Source organism: Amycolatopsis sp. NPDC021455, assembly GCF_040640995.1.
Taxonomy (GTDB): domain Bacteria; phylum Actinomycetota; class Actinomycetes; order Mycobacteriales; family Pseudonocardiaceae; genus Amycolatopsis.
Window position 1 is genome coordinate 343,016 of sequence record NZ_JBFACT010000004.1, and the last position, 13,813, is coordinate 356,828.

Annotated in this window: 15 protein-coding genes; 8 read left to right on the plus strand and 7 right to left on the minus strand. The window is 73.0% G+C overall.

Features of this window, described 5'->3' with window-relative positions; genetic code table 11:
• Positions 1-148: 148 nt before the first annotated feature.
• From AB0G28_RS09145 to AB0G28_RS09155, 3 genes are read right to left on the minus strand one after another with little or no spacing between them, the layout of a single operon-like run.
• Positions 149-757: a response regulator transcription factor gene (locus tag AB0G28_RS09145; protein WP_361085114.1), complete on the minus strand. Its 609-nt coding sequence runs from the start codon at positions 755-757 to the stop codon at positions 149-151.
• The gene (locus tag AB0G28_RS09150; protein WP_361085117.1) at positions 754-1,836 is read right to left on the minus strand and encodes a histidine kinase; all 1,083 of its coding nucleotides are present in this window, start codon (positions 1,834-1,836) and stop codon (positions 754-756) included. Before AB0G28_RS09150 ends, AB0G28_RS09145 begins: the two co-directional genes overlap by 4 nt.
• A gap of 10 nt (positions 1,837-1,846) precedes the next feature.
• On the minus strand, positions 1,847-2,245 hold the full coding sequence (locus tag AB0G28_RS09155) for a hypothetical protein (protein WP_361085120.1): 399 nt from the start codon (positions 2,243-2,245) through the stop codon (positions 1,847-1,849).
• A gap of 98 nt (positions 2,246-2,343) precedes the next feature.
• On the opposite strand from AB0G28_RS09155, the gene AB0G28_RS09160 reads away from it, so the two are divergent.
• Both AB0G28_RS09160 and AB0G28_RS09165 read left to right on the plus strand, forming a co-directional pair.
• Entirely contained in the window at positions 2,344-2,832 is a 489-nt protein-coding gene (locus tag AB0G28_RS09160; protein ID WP_361085122.1) for a DinB family protein, read from the plus strand.
• 113 nt (positions 2,833-2,945) lie between these two features.
• On the plus strand, positions 2,946-6,179 hold the full coding sequence (locus AB0G28_RS09165; RefSeq protein ID WP_361085125.1) for a TIM-barrel domain-containing protein: 3,234 nt from the start codon (positions 2,946-2,948) through the stop codon (positions 6,177-6,179).
• Between the two features lie 52 nt (positions 6,180-6,231).
• Here the strand turns inward: AB0G28_RS09165 and AB0G28_RS09170 are convergent, their stop codons facing one another.
• A complete protein-coding gene (locus tag AB0G28_RS09170) occupies positions 6,232-6,582 on the minus strand; it encodes a VOC family protein (RefSeq protein ID WP_361085127.1) in 351 nt (116 codons plus the stop codon).
• Between the two features lie 78 nt (positions 6,583-6,660).
• Between AB0G28_RS09170 and AB0G28_RS09175 the strand changes: the two genes are divergently transcribed.
• The 4 genes from AB0G28_RS09175 to AB0G28_RS09190 all read left to right on the plus strand — a co-directional run bounded on the left by AB0G28_RS09175 (position 6,661) and on the right by AB0G28_RS09190 (position 9,895).
• The gene (locus AB0G28_RS09175; protein ID WP_361085307.1) at positions 6,661-7,494 is read left to right on the plus strand and encodes a helix-turn-helix transcriptional regulator; all 834 of its coding nucleotides are present in this window, start codon (positions 6,661-6,663) and stop codon (positions 7,492-7,494) included.
• Positions 7,495-7,781: 287 nt separating this feature from the next.
• Positions 7,782-8,216, plus strand: coding sequence for an XRE family transcriptional regulator (locus AB0G28_RS09180; protein WP_361085130.1), 435 nt, complete (start codon positions 7,782-7,784; stop codon positions 8,214-8,216).
• Between the two features lie 23 nt (positions 8,217-8,239).
• The gene (locus AB0G28_RS09185) at positions 8,240-8,827 is read left to right on the plus strand and encodes a hypothetical protein (RefSeq protein WP_361085132.1); all 588 of its coding nucleotides are present in this window, start codon (positions 8,240-8,242) and stop codon (positions 8,825-8,827) included.
• A 9-nt stretch (positions 8,828-8,836) separates the two neighbouring features.
• Positions 8,837-9,895 carry a hypothetical protein gene (locus AB0G28_RS09190; RefSeq protein ID WP_361085135.1) on the plus strand — a complete coding sequence of 353 codons (1,059 nt, stop codon included), beginning with the start codon at positions 8,837-8,839 and terminating at the stop codon, positions 9,893-9,895.
• Positions 9,896-9,901: 6 nt separating this feature from the next.
• Here the strand turns inward: AB0G28_RS09190 and AB0G28_RS09195 are convergent, their stop codons facing one another.
• Together AB0G28_RS09195 and AB0G28_RS09200 are read right to left on the minus strand one after the other, a co-directional pair.
• On the minus strand, positions 9,902-10,414 hold the full coding sequence (locus tag AB0G28_RS09195; protein WP_361085137.1) for a 2'-5' RNA ligase family protein: 513 nt from the start codon (positions 10,412-10,414) through the stop codon (positions 9,902-9,904).
• A gap of 30 nt (positions 10,415-10,444) precedes the next feature.
• Positions 10,445-10,864, minus strand: coding sequence for a hypothetical protein (locus tag AB0G28_RS09200; protein ID WP_361085140.1), 420 nt, complete (start codon positions 10,862-10,864; stop codon positions 10,445-10,447).
• Between the two features lie 155 nt (positions 10,865-11,019).
• Here AB0G28_RS09200 and dinB point away from each other — a divergent pair, with 155 nt between their 5' ends.
• The gene (dinB, locus tag AB0G28_RS09205; RefSeq protein WP_361085143.1) at positions 11,020-12,210 is read left to right on the plus strand and encodes a DNA polymerase IV; all 1,191 of its coding nucleotides are present in this window, start codon (positions 11,020-11,022) and stop codon (positions 12,208-12,210) included.
• 7 nt (positions 12,211-12,217) lie between these two features.
• On the opposite strand, the gene AB0G28_RS09210 is transcribed toward dinB, so the two are convergent.
• Positions 12,218-13,099: a class I SAM-dependent methyltransferase gene (locus tag AB0G28_RS09210; RefSeq protein WP_361085146.1), complete on the minus strand. Its 882-nt coding sequence runs from the start codon at positions 13,097-13,099 to the stop codon at positions 12,218-12,220.
• 218 nt (positions 13,100-13,317) lie between these two features.
• Here AB0G28_RS09210 and AB0G28_RS09215 point away from each other — a divergent pair, with 218 nt between their 5' ends.
• Complete coding sequence (locus tag AB0G28_RS09215; protein ID WP_361085149.1) at positions 13,318-13,719, plus strand: Lsr2 family protein; 402 nt, start codon at positions 13,318-13,320, stop codon at positions 13,717-13,719.
• Positions 13,720-13,813: the final 94 nt, after the last annotated feature.

Here is a 13,813-nt window from a genome sequence, read left to right on the forward strand (position 1 = left end):
GAACTGACGCCCTCTGGGCCTACACGGTGCGACACCCTTCGAGACGTTGACACAGCAAACGCGCAGGTGAGACCCTACTTCTTGCGAAACACCAGGTCAGCTCGCGCAAGTCCCATGAAGAGGCCTTCACGGACTCGGGTTCCGGGGGTCAGAGCCAGCCGCGTTCGTCGGCGATCCGGACGGCCTCGACGCGGTTGCGCGCGCCGGTCTTGGTGATCGCCGCGGAGACGTAGTTCCGGACCGTCCCCTCGGACAGGTAGAGCCGGGACGCGATCTCGGCGACCGTCGCCCCGGTGCGGGCCGTGATGAGCACGTCCCGTTCCCGCGCCGTCAACGGCGACTCGCCTGCCGCCAGCGTGGCGACGGCCAAGGCCGGGTCCACCACCCGCTCGCCGGCCCGCACCCGGCGGATCGCGTCGGCGAGCACGTCCGCGGGCGCGTCCTTCACCACGAATCCGGCGGCACCGGCCTCCATGGCGCGGCGCAGGTAGCCGGCGCGCCCGAACGTCGTCAGCATGATCACGCGGCAGTCCGGGACCTGCGCGGCGAGCACGGCGGCGGCCGCGAGCCCGTCGAGGCCCGGCATCTCGATGTCCAGTAAGGCGACGTCGGGCCGGTGTTCGCGTGCGGCGGCGGCGACCTCGTCACCACGGCCGACCGACGCGACCACCGCGAAGTCGTCCTCGAGTGTGAGCAGCGCGCACAGCGCCTCCCGGACCAGCGCCTGGTCGTCGGCGAGCAGCAGCCGGATGGTCATACCGTCACCCGCAGCCGCCAGCCGCGGGGCCGCACCGGCCCGGCGTCGAGGGTTCCGCCGGCCGCGGCGACGCGCTCGCGCAGCCCGGCCAGCCCCGAGCCCGGGCCGGGGGACCCGCCGACGCCGTCGTCCACGACCTCCACTGTGGACGCCGAGAGCGTCACCGTGCACCGCGTCGCGCGGGCGTGCCTCGCCACGTTGGTCAACCCCTCCCGGACCACCCAGCCGAACAGTTCCTGGTGCGCGGGGCCGACGACGTCGGCGGCCGTCGGCAGGTCGGCGGCGACCCCGCACGCGCGCAGCAGTTCGCGGCCGCGGGCCAGCTCGCCGGCCAGGGTGACCTCCCGGTAGCCCGACACCGCGGCGCGCACGTCCGCCAGTGCTTGACGCGCGAGCGTTTCGACGGCGGACATCTCCTCGCCGGCGCGAGCGCCGTCGGCCGTCACGAGCCGCTGCGCGAGGGTGCTCTTGACCGTGATCGCGGTGAGCGAGTGGCCGAGCAGGTCGTGCAGGTCGCGGGCGATCCGGTTGCGCTCGGCCTCGGACGCCAGCCGCGCGACCTCGGCGCGGGCCTCCACGAGCGCGGCGTTCGCCCGGATCGCCTCGGCGAAGACGGACACGACGAGCACGGTGAAGACGAGCGCGACCGCCTGCGTCCAGCCCGGCCCCGTCTGCCACGGCCGCACCGCCCACGGCACCACGACCGCGGCGGACGCGGAGACCGCGACGAGCGCGAAGGCGGCCAAGCGGGGAAGTCGCGGCGCGGCGAGCGAAACGACGACGGCGGCGAGGAAGAACGCATCGGCGTGGGCGAAGGGGAGCGTGAGGCCGAACAGCGCGGCGCAGCCGCCCAGCAGCAGCCAGAACGGCCGCGTGGCCCGGCGTGCCGCGGCGGCCGCGGCCAGGAGGTAGCAGACGGCGAACGCGGCGACGATCACGCAGCCCAGCGCCACGTCGGCGCCCGTGGAGTGCTGCGGCACGGAGGCGGCCGTCACCGCCGGGTAGACGAGCATCCCGGCGTCGAGCAGCCGCAGCCGCCAGCCGCGCACCCAGCGCTGCACGTCGCTCGTCCCGTCCATCACCGGCACGCTACCGCGACGGCGACCGCAGCCGCCTGCCGTTGACGAGCACGGTCACGCCGAGCAGCAGCAGCCCGCAGGCGGCCTGCTCGATCCGCAGCCAGACCGGGAACAGCCCGGGCAGCACGACGATGACGACGATCGCCACGAGCATCACCGCCGAGACGATCCGCAGCCGCAGGAGGCCTTTCCGCGAGCCCCGGGCGGCGCTGCGGGCGAAGGCGAGGGTCAGGAGCGAACTGGCGAAGACGATGGTGGCGCGCACCCAGACGGCGTCGGTCACCATCGCGGGGTGGTTCCGGAACAGGACGATCACGACGAGCGTGAGGACGCAGAGCGCGGCGTACGCGCCGGTGAGGAGCAGGACGGGCCGGAAGCCGGCGGCGGTGGTGCGAGGCGTGGTGGTCATGGGGAAATGCTCGCCGCCGGGGGTGCCCGCACGGCAGTGCCGTCGCGCAGCGGCTGCCCATGACATTTGTCATCGGCGCGGGCCGCTAGGTTTCCGGTGTGCCCGAAACCCAGCGACAGCCGGTCCCGCGCAACGACGGCGGCGAGCTCGACACCGCGACGGCGTTCCTGACCTTCGCACGGGAATGCGTCATCAAGAAATCCGACGGGCTCGGCGAGGAGGAACTGCGCCGGGTCCTGGTCGGCTCGGGCACCACGCTGCTCGGGCTGGTCCACCACCTCACCTTCGCCGAGCGGGTCTGGTTCGGCCACTACGTCGCGGGCGGCCCGAATCCCGGCGACGCCGACATGACGGTCCCGGACGGCCTGACCGCGGCGGAGGTCCTGGCCGCCTACCGTGAGGCGATCCGGGAAAGCGACGCGGCGATCCGGGCCGCGGGCGACCCGGACAAGCCCATGGCCGTCCCGATCGACGGCAAGTTCCACACCCTGCGGTGGGTGCTCGCCCACATGACCAGCGAGACGGCCCGGCACGCGGGGCACGCCGACATCCTGCGCGAACAGATCGACGGGGTCACCGGACGCTGATCTGTCCGGACAGTTCCGCTCAGTGGTCTGGACATCCGCGGGCCCGCTGTGCTCAGATCGGGACGGCTTTTCCAACGTTGTAAAAAGTCCCTTCACCGGAACGGAGTTCCGTCGTGCGGAGCAGAACAGCGAGAACCATCCGGCGGGCGTGCGCGCTCGCCGTCGCCGCGGTGGCCGTCGCGGGGGTGACCGTCGCGACGCCCGCCGTCGCCGGGCCCGCGCGCCAGACCGTCACCGCCGGGAACGCCCGCTTCCAGGTGCTGTCCCCGACCCTGATCCGCACCGAGTACGCCGGTGACGGCCGCTTCACCGACGCCGCCACCTTCAACGCCGTCGGCCGCGGCACCTTCACGCCGACGTCGTACACCAGCACGGTTTCCGGCGGCGTCCTCACGATCCGGACCAGCGCGGCGACGCTGACCTACCGGCTGGACTCCGGCCCCTTCGACGGCGGCAACCTCGAGGTCCGCACGACCGCCGGCGCGACCCCGGTGCTCGCGGCTCCCTGGCGGCACCTGACCTGCCCTGCGGGCGCGCGCTGCGAGGCCGAAGACCTCACGGCCGACGGGGTCGGCGTCGCGACCGACCACGCCGGCTACACCGGCGAAGGCTTCCTCGCCGGCTTCGAAAGCACCGGCAACTCGGTGACGGCGGACGTCCTCGCGCCCACCGCGGGGACGTACTCGCTGACCGCGCGCTACGCCAACGGCCAGGGCGGCGACGGCCAGCACGTCACGCGCACGCTGAGCGTTTCCGTCGACGGGGGAGCGGCGCAGAAGCTCACCCTGCCGGTGACCGCCGACTGGAACGCCTGGGCCCTCGCGTCGGTCCCGCTCACCCTGGGCGCCGGTCACCACAGCGTCCGCCTCGAACGAACGGCGAGCGACTCCGGCAACGTCAACCTCGACGGCCTGGCCCTCCTGACCTCCGGCGCGGCCTTCCCGCCGGCGTCCGCCCGCGCGTTCACCGGCTGCCCGGCCGGCGTGAGCTGCGAGGCCGAAGCCGGGCTGCGGTCGGGCTCCGCCATCGTCGCGACCGACCACTCCGGGTACGCCGGACGCGGGTTCGTCGCCGAGCTCAACCGCGGCTCGACGCTGACCCACCGCGCGGCGGACGTCCCGGCCGACGGCACGTACCTGCTGCACGTCCGCTACGCGAACGGCACCGGCGGCGACGGCCTCCACCAGACCCGGACCGCGGCGGTCACCGCGAACGGCGTGACCCGCACGCTGACCCTCCCGGTCACCGACGGCTGGGACGCCTGGCAGAGCGCGTCGGTCCCGGTCGACCTGAAGACCGGCACGAACGACGTCGTCCTCGGCTGTCCCGACGACGTCAGCTGCCACGTCAACATCGACACCGTCGCGGTCACCCCGGCCGGCGGCACGGCGCCGCCGCCGCACCTCGCGCTCGGCGGCTACCGGCGCGGCCTCGACGGCGTCAACGGCGACAACGGCGCGCCGTCGACCACCGAAGGGCTCCTGCACTCCGACGGCTGGTACCTGCTCGACGACAGCCCGTCCGCGCTGTACGACACGCGGACCCGCGCGGTGACGCAGCGGCCGTCGCACGGCGGAAACCCTTACCAGGACGGCTATGTCTTCGCCTTCGGCCATGACTACAAGGCCGGGCTGCGCGACCTGGCGACCCTGACCGGGCCGCCGCAGCTGCTGCCGCGCTGGGCCTACGGCGTCTGGTACTCCGAGTACATCGACCGCACCGCGGCCGACTACCGCGACCGGATCCTGCCGCGGTTCCGCAGCGAAGGCGTCCCGCTGGACGTCCTGGTGACCGACACCGACTTCAAAGCGCCGGACACGTGGAACGGCTGGCAGTTCGACACGACCAAGTTCCCCGACCCCGCCGGGTTCTTCGCCTGGTCGAAGGCGCAGGGGCTGCACAACAACCTGAACATCCACCCCAGCATCATGGGTTCGGACCCGCAGTTCGCCCGCGCCCAGGCGACGGCGAAGGGCAAGCTGGCCAAGTCGAACTGCGGGACCGACTGCTACGTCTTCGACTGGGGCGACCCGGACCAGCTCAAGGCGTACCTCGACCTGCACGCCGGGATGATGCAGCAGGGCAACGACTTCTGGTGGCTCGACTGGTGCTGCGACGCCTCGCGCTCGAGCCTGCCCGGCGTCACCCCGGACGCCTGGATCAACCAGCAGTACGCGGACCTCGCCGCGCCGGCGACCGGCCGCGGGTTCGTCATCTCGCGGGCGTACGGGTCACTGCAGGCCGGCGGCTACGGCGGTCCCACGGGACTGGCGACCGGGCCGTGGGCGGACAAGCGCAGCACGCTCCACTTCACCGGCGACACGTCTTCGACGTGGTCGACGCTCCGCCTGGAAGTCGGCCTGACACCCGGCGAGTCGGCCGCCACGGGGATGTCGGCGATCAGCCACGACATCGGCGGCCACAACGACACGACCGGCCTGCGCGGCAGCGAGACCTACACCTCCGGCGGGCAGCAGCGCCAGACGGTCAAGCTGCCCGACGACCTGTACGCGCGGTGGGTGCAGCTCGGCACGTTCCAGCCGATCGACCGGCTGCACAGCAACCACAGCGACCGGCTGCCCTGGCAGTACGGCGACGCGGCGAAGGCGTCGGCGACGAAGTTCCTGAACCTGCGCGAGAACCTCGTGCCCTACACCTACACGCTGGCCCAGGAGGCCGCGACGACCGGCGTCCCGGTGGTGCGGCCGACGTATCTGGAGTACCCGGACGAGCCAGCCGCCTACGCCGCGGCCGGCAGTGAGTACTTCTACGGGCCGGACATGCTCGTGGCGCCGGTGACGACCGCGGGGACGTCCGCGACGACGCCGGTGTGGTTCCCGCCGGGGCAGTGGACGGACTACTTCACCGGCAAGACCTACGCGGGCGGGACGACGCAGCAGGTCACGACCGACCTCGGGACCATGCCGGTGTTCCTGCGCGCGGGCGGCGTCGCGGTGACCCGGACAGCGGACGTGGCGAACGACGTCCAGAACCCGATGAACCGGCTGACGGTGACGGTCGCGCCGGGCGCGTCCGGCTCCTTCACGCTGTACGAAGACGACGGCACCTCGTCGGCCCGCAGCTCGACCACCCGGGTCACGTACGCCGAGCGCCACGGGAAGCACACGGTGACGGTGGAGCCTTCGTGCGGCAGCGGGTTCCGGGGCCAGGTCGCTTCGCGGGAGTGGACGGTGAAGTTCCTCGGCGTGACGTCGTCGCCTTCGCGGGTGCGGGTCGGCGACGGCTGGGCGCCGTCGAACAGCTGGAAGTGGGACGCCGCAACGCAGACGCTGACGGTGACGTCCCCGGCTCACCCGGGCCGGGCACCGGTCACGGTCACCTACTGAGCCCGCCGCGATGAGGCGATGGGTGGCCCCTCGCCGAGGGGCCACCCACGGCTCAGCCCGGGATGAGGCAGAACAGGTGGCCTTCGGGGTCGGCCAGCACGACCCAGTCGGCGCCGCCGGGCTGGAAGTCCGGTTTCGTCGCGCCGAGCGACCGGAACTCCGCGATGGCTTCTTCCAGGTCGCCGACGCGGAGGTCGAGGTGGGCGTGCTTGGCGTTGTCCGGCCACCCCGGGCCGCGGTAGCCGTCCACGCGCTGGAAGCCGAGGCCCACCGGGCCGCCGCCGAGCTGCACGGTGTCGTCGTCCGAAGAGGTCACCTCCCAGCCGAGTGCCTTGGCGTAGAACGCGGCGAGCGCCGCCGGGTCGGCGCAGTCGAAGACGAGCGTGGTGAGTTCCGCGGGCATTTCCCGACTCCTTTCGTTCGCCTGGCAGCCTGCCCGGCGCGCGGGCCGCGGTCTTGAAGATCCTTGCGGCGCCGGAAACTGTCGGACCCCCGGCGTACCGTCCGGCTCGTGCTCGAAGCAGTCGAAATCGCGGCGCGGCCCGGTTACGCCGTGAGCGTGGTGAAGTGCGTGGAGGACCACGCCGGCTGGTCGCCGCCCGAGGTGGCCGGCGGCCACCGGATGGTGCTCGTGCGGCGGGGCCGGTTCCGCCGTCGCGCCCGCGGTGTCGTGGCGGACGCCGACCCGACGGTGGCGTACCTCGCCGAGCCCGGGGACGAGGAACGGTTCGCGCACCCGGCGGGCGGCGACGTCTGCACGTCGGTGACCTTCGGCGCCTCGCGTTGGCGGCAGCTCGCGGGCGACCGGCTCGAGCGCACGACGGTGTACGTCGACGGCGCCCTCGACCTCGCTCACCGCCGCGTAGTGGCTTCTGCCGCCGACCCGGACTACGCGCTGGCGGAGGAGTTGCTGGTGCTGGCGGGCCGGGCGATCACCCAGGCAGCCGCGGCGCCGACGCCCGCATCGCCGCATCGGGGGCGCCGCACCGGCGAGCGCGCCTTGGTGGCGCTCGCCCGCGAAGCGATCGCGGCGGACGTCCCGGCGGCCGCCGGGCTGTTTCCGCTGGCGGATCTGCTGGGTGTGTCGCCGTACCGGCTCAGCCGGGCGTTCCCGCGCGAGCTGGGTGTTTCGCTGACGCGCTACCGCAACCGGGTCCGTGTCGGCCGGGCGCTCGACCGCCTGGAGGCGGGGGAGCGGGGGCTGGCGGTGCTGGCGGCGGATCTGGGGTTCGCCGACCAGGCACACCTGACGCGCACGGTGCGCGAGCACGCCGGTGAGACGCCGGCGGCGCTGCGCAGGCTGCTGGCCGGATGAGCCGCTCGCCGAAACCGCTGCCTGGACCGGCGCGGCCTCGCCGGGGCGTTTTCGCGCGCGGGCGGAACCGTACGAGACGGGGTGGCGCGGCGGGAATGGGGCTGGGCGCGTGGCCACCCCCAGCGGCCACGTGAGTCACCCCGCGGCCGCGGCGCCACCCCGGGTTCTGTGTCATGTTTCCGAAACACCGAACGGGAGTATCGTAGTCTTTCCGGCACAGAAGGTGTCAAGTTTTCAGGACAGCTAAGCTGGCGAGCGTCACGTTTCACAGACGAAAGTAGGATGCGGTGAGCGAGGAGCGCAGTTTCGCCGAACGGCTGGCGCACTTGATCGCGACCGTGCACCCGCCCGACCGCAGGCCCTACTCCTACCGGGAGATCGCGCACGGCGTCGCCGAGCAGACCGGCGTGACGATGTCGGCCACCCACGTGCAGCAGCTCGCCGTCGGTGCGCGCAAGGACCCCAAGCGCTCGCACATCCAGGCCCTCGCCCAGTTCTTCGGCGTGCCGGTGACCTACTTCTTCGACGAGCAGATCGCCGGCCAGGTCGACCGGCAGGTCGAAGACGTCGTGGCGTGGCGCGACAGCGAGGCGCGCAACCTGGCGCAACGGGCCATGCGGCTCTCGCCCCGCGACCGCGAAACGGTGACGGCACTGCTGGACCAGCTCAGCAGCTACGACGACACCCGGCACCGGGAGGGCCGGCGCCGGAAGCCGGAGTGACCCCGGGTGCCTCGGCTACGATGATGCCGTCCGTGATCGCGCCCCGGTGCACCCGGCTGGCGCCCGGTGAGCGGGGAGGACCCATCGACGAGCGCGGCCTGGCGGAGCTCCGCGAACGGGCGCGGAAACGCGTACGGGCGGTGCTGGCCGCCGTCCCGCTGCCGTGGCCGTGGTCGATGAACGCCTGGGTCGACCGCCTCGAAGCCTGGCGCGGGCGCGAGATCGACCTCGTGCCGGTCGCCCACCGGCCCGGTCAGCCCTCCGGTGCCTGGCAGGCCCGGCCGGACTACGACCTGATCGCCTACACCGCGCAGACGTCGGCGCTGCACCAGGACCACATCATCGCCCACGAGCTCGCTCATCTGCTGTGCGCGCACACCGGCACCTGCCTGATGTCGGAGTCCGAAGCCGCCGCGCTCGCCCCGGACCTGGCGCCGCGGGCGCTGTCGCACCTGCTCACCCGCGTCACGTCCGGCGCCGACGAGTACGAAGCCGAGCTGATCGCCGTCCTGCTGATGAGCGCGGCGACGAGCGAGCCGCCCGCCGTTCAGCCGGGCGCGTCCGGCCGGGCGGCCGACCAGGCCAGGCGGCTGGCGGCGCTGCTGGGATAGTGGCGTCCCGTGATCGACATTCTTTTCGTCGGGGTCGGGCTGTTCGCGCTGTTCGCCGGGATCTGGCGGGCCGTGCGCGCGCGGCGCACCGGCGCGGGCGCGGGCCTGGCCGTCTCGCTCATCGCGCTGGGCGCGGCGTTCTGCTTCCTGGCCAACCGCGCGCAGCTCGTCGAAAGCGAGATCTACCCCAGCCTCGGCCGGCTGCTGTCGAACCTGGCGACGATGGTCGCGGCCTACGGCATCGGGCTGACCGTCGCGGAGATCAGCGGCACCCGCGACCGTGGCCGGCGCACCCGGCTGGTGGCGCTCGGGTTGGCGCTGACCCTGCTGGTGGTGACGTTCTTCAGCACTCCTGACCTGCCGCGCGGCATCGGCGTGTTCGACGAGCTGTACCGCACCCACCCGACGCTGGTCGTCTACGTCTTCACCTACACCGTCTACCTCGGGTTCGCGGTCCTCGACATCGGCGTGGTGGCGGCGGTGACGATCCGGGCGAGCGGCGGCGCGCTGCGCGCGGGGCTGGCGCTGTTGCTGCTGGCGTCGGCGTTCGCGGTGGCCTACCTCGCCGGGAAGGTCGTCGCGACGATCCGCGCCCTGCAGGCCGACCACCCGGCGAAGGCGTTGTGCCGCGGGCCGTTCTCGACGCTGCCGTGCACGCTCGACGTCGGCTTCCCGGCGGTCTCGGTGCTCCTGATCGTGGTGGGGCTGACGATCCCGGCGGTCCCGGGCCTGCTGACGGCCCGCCGCGACGCCCGCACGCTGCGCTTGCTGCGTCCGCTGCGAGCGCACCTGACCCGGCGGTTCCCGGAGATCGCCCGCATCGACCCGGGCGGCCGGTCCCGCCGCGAGCGCCTCCTGACGGCGATGAGCGAGACGAACGACGGCCTGATCCTGGCCGGCGTGACCCCGGACCTGCCCGCGGTGGCCGCGGCGAGGCTGGTGCGCGATCTTCCCGACGAGCGGGCGGAAGCCGAGCCGTCCACCGTCGAGGGCGAACCGTTCGCCGCGGACGTGACCCGGCTGCGGGCGATCGCCGACGCGTACCGCAAGCTCGACACCACGGCGTAGTCCGTCTCAGCCGCCGAACGGCGCCTCGAGCCGCGAGACCCAGCCGTCGTCGGTGAGAGCCACCAGCTGCAGCCCCTCCGCCCGGCCGGTCAGCGGCAGCAGGGGCCGGACCTCGCGAGCCACCCGCTCGAGGGTCTCCTCGTCACCGCCCAGCGCGACGGTCACGTGCGCCGGCGGCCGCGGCCCGAACCGGCCGCCGTACGGCGGGACTTCCGGCCAGCGCGCGCAAACCGCGTCGGTGACGGGCTGGAGTGCGGGGGCCGGGATGGCCGCGAACCGGGGCCCGGTCAGGAACTCGCCGAGCCGCACCTCGGCCGGCGGGACGGCCGCCGCCAGTTCGCGGACCGCGGTGGCGACCTCGCCGGTCAGCTCGCCGTCCGGCAGGAACGGGTAGAGCGCCGTCACGTGGGCGGGCAGGCCGGGGCGGACCAGGGCGGGGTCGACACGCCGGGCGGCGGCCAGTGCGGGTTCGGCGGCGGGCAGCAGGATCACGAGCGCGGTGGTTCCGGGATCGGGCACCTCCGCATCATGGCAGCCGGGATCGGGCGGTCAGGCGACGGCGGTCTCCGGGAACCGGCCCGACCGGGCCAGGGCGAGGCTGCGCCGGCACAGCTCGACGAGCTCCTGGTTCGCGCGGCTGCGTGGGATCCGGCCGCAGAGTCCGCAGTGGATGGTCACCTCGCCGGCCAGCTCGTCCACCGCGACCAGTGCCTGGTGGTCGCAGCGGCGGCACCAGCGGTAGCCGATGGCCGGGTTCGTGTGCACCGGCGACGCCACGCATTCGTGCAGCCAGCGGCGGTGCGTGCGGCAGGTGACGCGGTCGGTCGGGTCGAGCCCGCCCGCGTCCTCCACGCGGTCTTCGCGCGCCAGCGTCGAGGCCAGGAGTGGCTGGCGCGGCGCGGTGGGCCGGTCCTGCGGGTTCGGTGCGGCCCATGCGTGGTGATCGCCGCATCGGCACTTCTCGGTCATGTCGCCCCCAGTGGTCGGGTCGTTCGATGCTTCGAGTGTGGGCGCGGCCACAGAGCGTCGACAACCGGGAAAACGCGCAATTTCGGTCGGCGGCATGTCACCCGCGGCGGGCGGACGAGCGGACTTCGGCCCCGGGGTATGCGAACATGTGTTCTATGGAAGACGAGGGGCCCATCCTGCACGCCGACCTCGATTCGTTCTACGCGTCGGTCGAGCAGCGCGACGATCCGGCGTTGAAGGGACGGCCGGTGATCGTCGGCGGCGGGGTGGTGCTCGCGGCGAGTTACGAGGCCAAGGCCTACGGCGTGCGCACCGCGATGGGCGGCGCGCAGGCCAGGAAACTCTGCCCGCACGCCGTCGTCGTGCGCCCGCGGATGTCGGCCTACCTGGCCGCCAGCCGGGCGGTGTTCGACGTCTTCCACGACACCACGCCGTGGGTGGAAGGCATCTCGATCGACGAGGCGTTCCTCGACGTCGGCGGGTTGACCAGGATCGGCGGGCGGCCGAGCCGCATCGCCGAACGGCTGCGGGCCGCCGTCGCCGAGCGGGCCGGGCTGCCGATCACCGTCGGGGTGGCGCGGACGAAGTTCCTCGCCAAGGTCGCCAGCCGGGTGGCCAAGCCGGACGGCCTGCTCGTCGTGCCGCACGACGCCGAGCTGGAGTTCCTGCACCCGCTGCCGGTTTCCGCACTGTGGGGCGTCGGCAAGGTCACCGCGGAGAAGCTGCGTGCCCGGGGGATCGCGACGGTGGGCCAGCTCGCCGCGTCGGAGCAGGTCGACCTGGTCGGTCTGCTCGGCCGGGGCGCCGGGACGCACCTGCACCACCTGGCGCACAACGAGGATCCGCGCCGTGTCGAGCTCGGCAGGCGGCGGCGCTCGATCGGCGCCCAGCGGGCCCTCGGGCGCGGCAGGCGGACGCCGGCCGAACTCGACGTGGTGCTGGTGGCGCTGATCGACCGGATCGCCCGCCGGCTGCGCGCGGCTCGCCGCGTCTGCCGGACGGTGACGATCCGCCTGCGCTTCGCCGACTTTTCCCGCGTCACCCGCTCGCACACGCTGACCGGGCCGACGGCCGGCACCGGCGTGCTGCTCGCCGCGGCACGGGAGCTGCTCGTCGCCGCGCTGCCGCTCATCGCCGACCGCGGGATCACGCTGCTGGGTGCCGCGCTGTCCAATCTGGCCGACGAAGACCCGTTCCAGCCGGCCCTGCCCTTCGAGCGGGAGCGGGCGAGCGAGCTCGACACCGCGCTGGACGCGGTGCGGGACCGGTTCGGGAAGGCCGCGGTCACCCGCGCGGTCCTGCTCGGCCGCCCGGACGACCTCGAAATGCCGACGCTGCCCGACTGAGCGGGCTTCAGCTCCCGCCGCGGGGAAGGCGCGCGTGGGTCAGCGCGGAAAGGGCGGCGGGCCGGAGCGCGTCGGTGCGGTGCCACAGCCGCGCGGCGACGCTCTCCCGTTGCCCGGCTTGGCCGACGACCTCGAATCCGGCGTCGCGCACGAGTCCGGCCATGTCCGCGGGCGAGAGGAACGTGCGCCACGGCTCGCCCTGCCGGGCGGCCACCGGCCCGACCGCTTCGGCATAGCCGTTTCCGGCCGCGTCACGCAGCTGTTCGGGCAGCAGGTGGTCGGTCACGATTTCCGAGCCCGGTGCCAAACCGCCGAGCTGGGCCAATGTGGAGGCCACCGCCTCGCGCGTCAGGTACATGGTGACACCGAGCCAGCTCACGAACACGGGGCGAAACGGATCGAGTCCACTCTGGACGACACATTCCCGGAGCGGATCGGTTTCGAAGTCGACCGGGACGAAGGTGACCGAAGCCGGAACGGCGACTCCGGCGGCGTCGAGCAGTTCCCGTTTCACGGTCTGGGTCGCCGGGTGGTCGACCTCGAACACCCGGAATCGGCCCGGCGGGGTCCGATAGGCGAAGGAATCGAGCCCGGCGCCCAGAATCAGATACTGGTCTATACCAGAATTGGCGCGGGTAAGCCGTTCTTCGGTGTAGCGGCTGCGGCAGACCGCTTCGGCGCGGGCGCCCGCGAGGATCGGATGCGTGCCGTGGAGCCGGTGGTAGGCCAGGAGTTCCTCGGCCTGGTCGCCGAGGAGAGGCGCGGCGAGGGTGTCGGAGAAGAGGAACGGCTCGGCGTCGACGAGCAAATGTGCCGCCCGTGCGGCGGCCGCGGTGAAGGCCGTGCGGCTGACGCGAGGAGGATTAGCGGGAAAATCGACGGTCGTCATCCCGTCATGGTACCGATTTGATTCCGAGCATATCACAAATACAAATATTCGGCAAGACGACGAGCATTCCGGCTCGGTTGCGGTCACCCTGGACCCGGGCGACCCGCTCGCCCGGGCGGCCATTGTGGACGCTTCACGGGTGTCGCGCGTGCCGGACGTGATTCGACAGGTTAGGGTCTGTCCGACCGTGTTCTGGAGAAGATGAGGAACGAAGAACCATGGCGCAACGGGTGCAAGTCCAGATGGTGGACGATCTCGACGGGAGCGAGGCTTCGCAGACCGTCCCCTTCAGCCTCGACGGCGTGACCTACGAAATCGACCTGTCCGAGGACAACGCCTCCGCGCTGCGAGACGAGCTCGCCCGCTACGTCGCGGCCGCGCGACGCACCGGCGGCCGCAAGGTCCGCCTCGCGACCGGTCAGACGCTGGCCGGGTCGTCCGGCTCGGGCACCGACCGCGAGCGCAACCGGCAGATCCGGGAATGGGCGCAGGCCAACGGCTACGACGTCGCCGAGCGAGGCCGGCTGTCCAGTGAGATCATCGCCGGCTTCGAAGCCGACCAGGCCGAGCCCGCCGAAGCCAAGCCGGCGCGCAGGCGGGCATCGCGCAAGAAGTCTTGAGCCGTGTTCGCGGGCGCGTGCCGACCAAGCCGCGCTGTGTTGTGCGAGTGCGCTGACGAAGCTGTGCCGCCGCGTGCGGCTTCGTCAGCGAGGC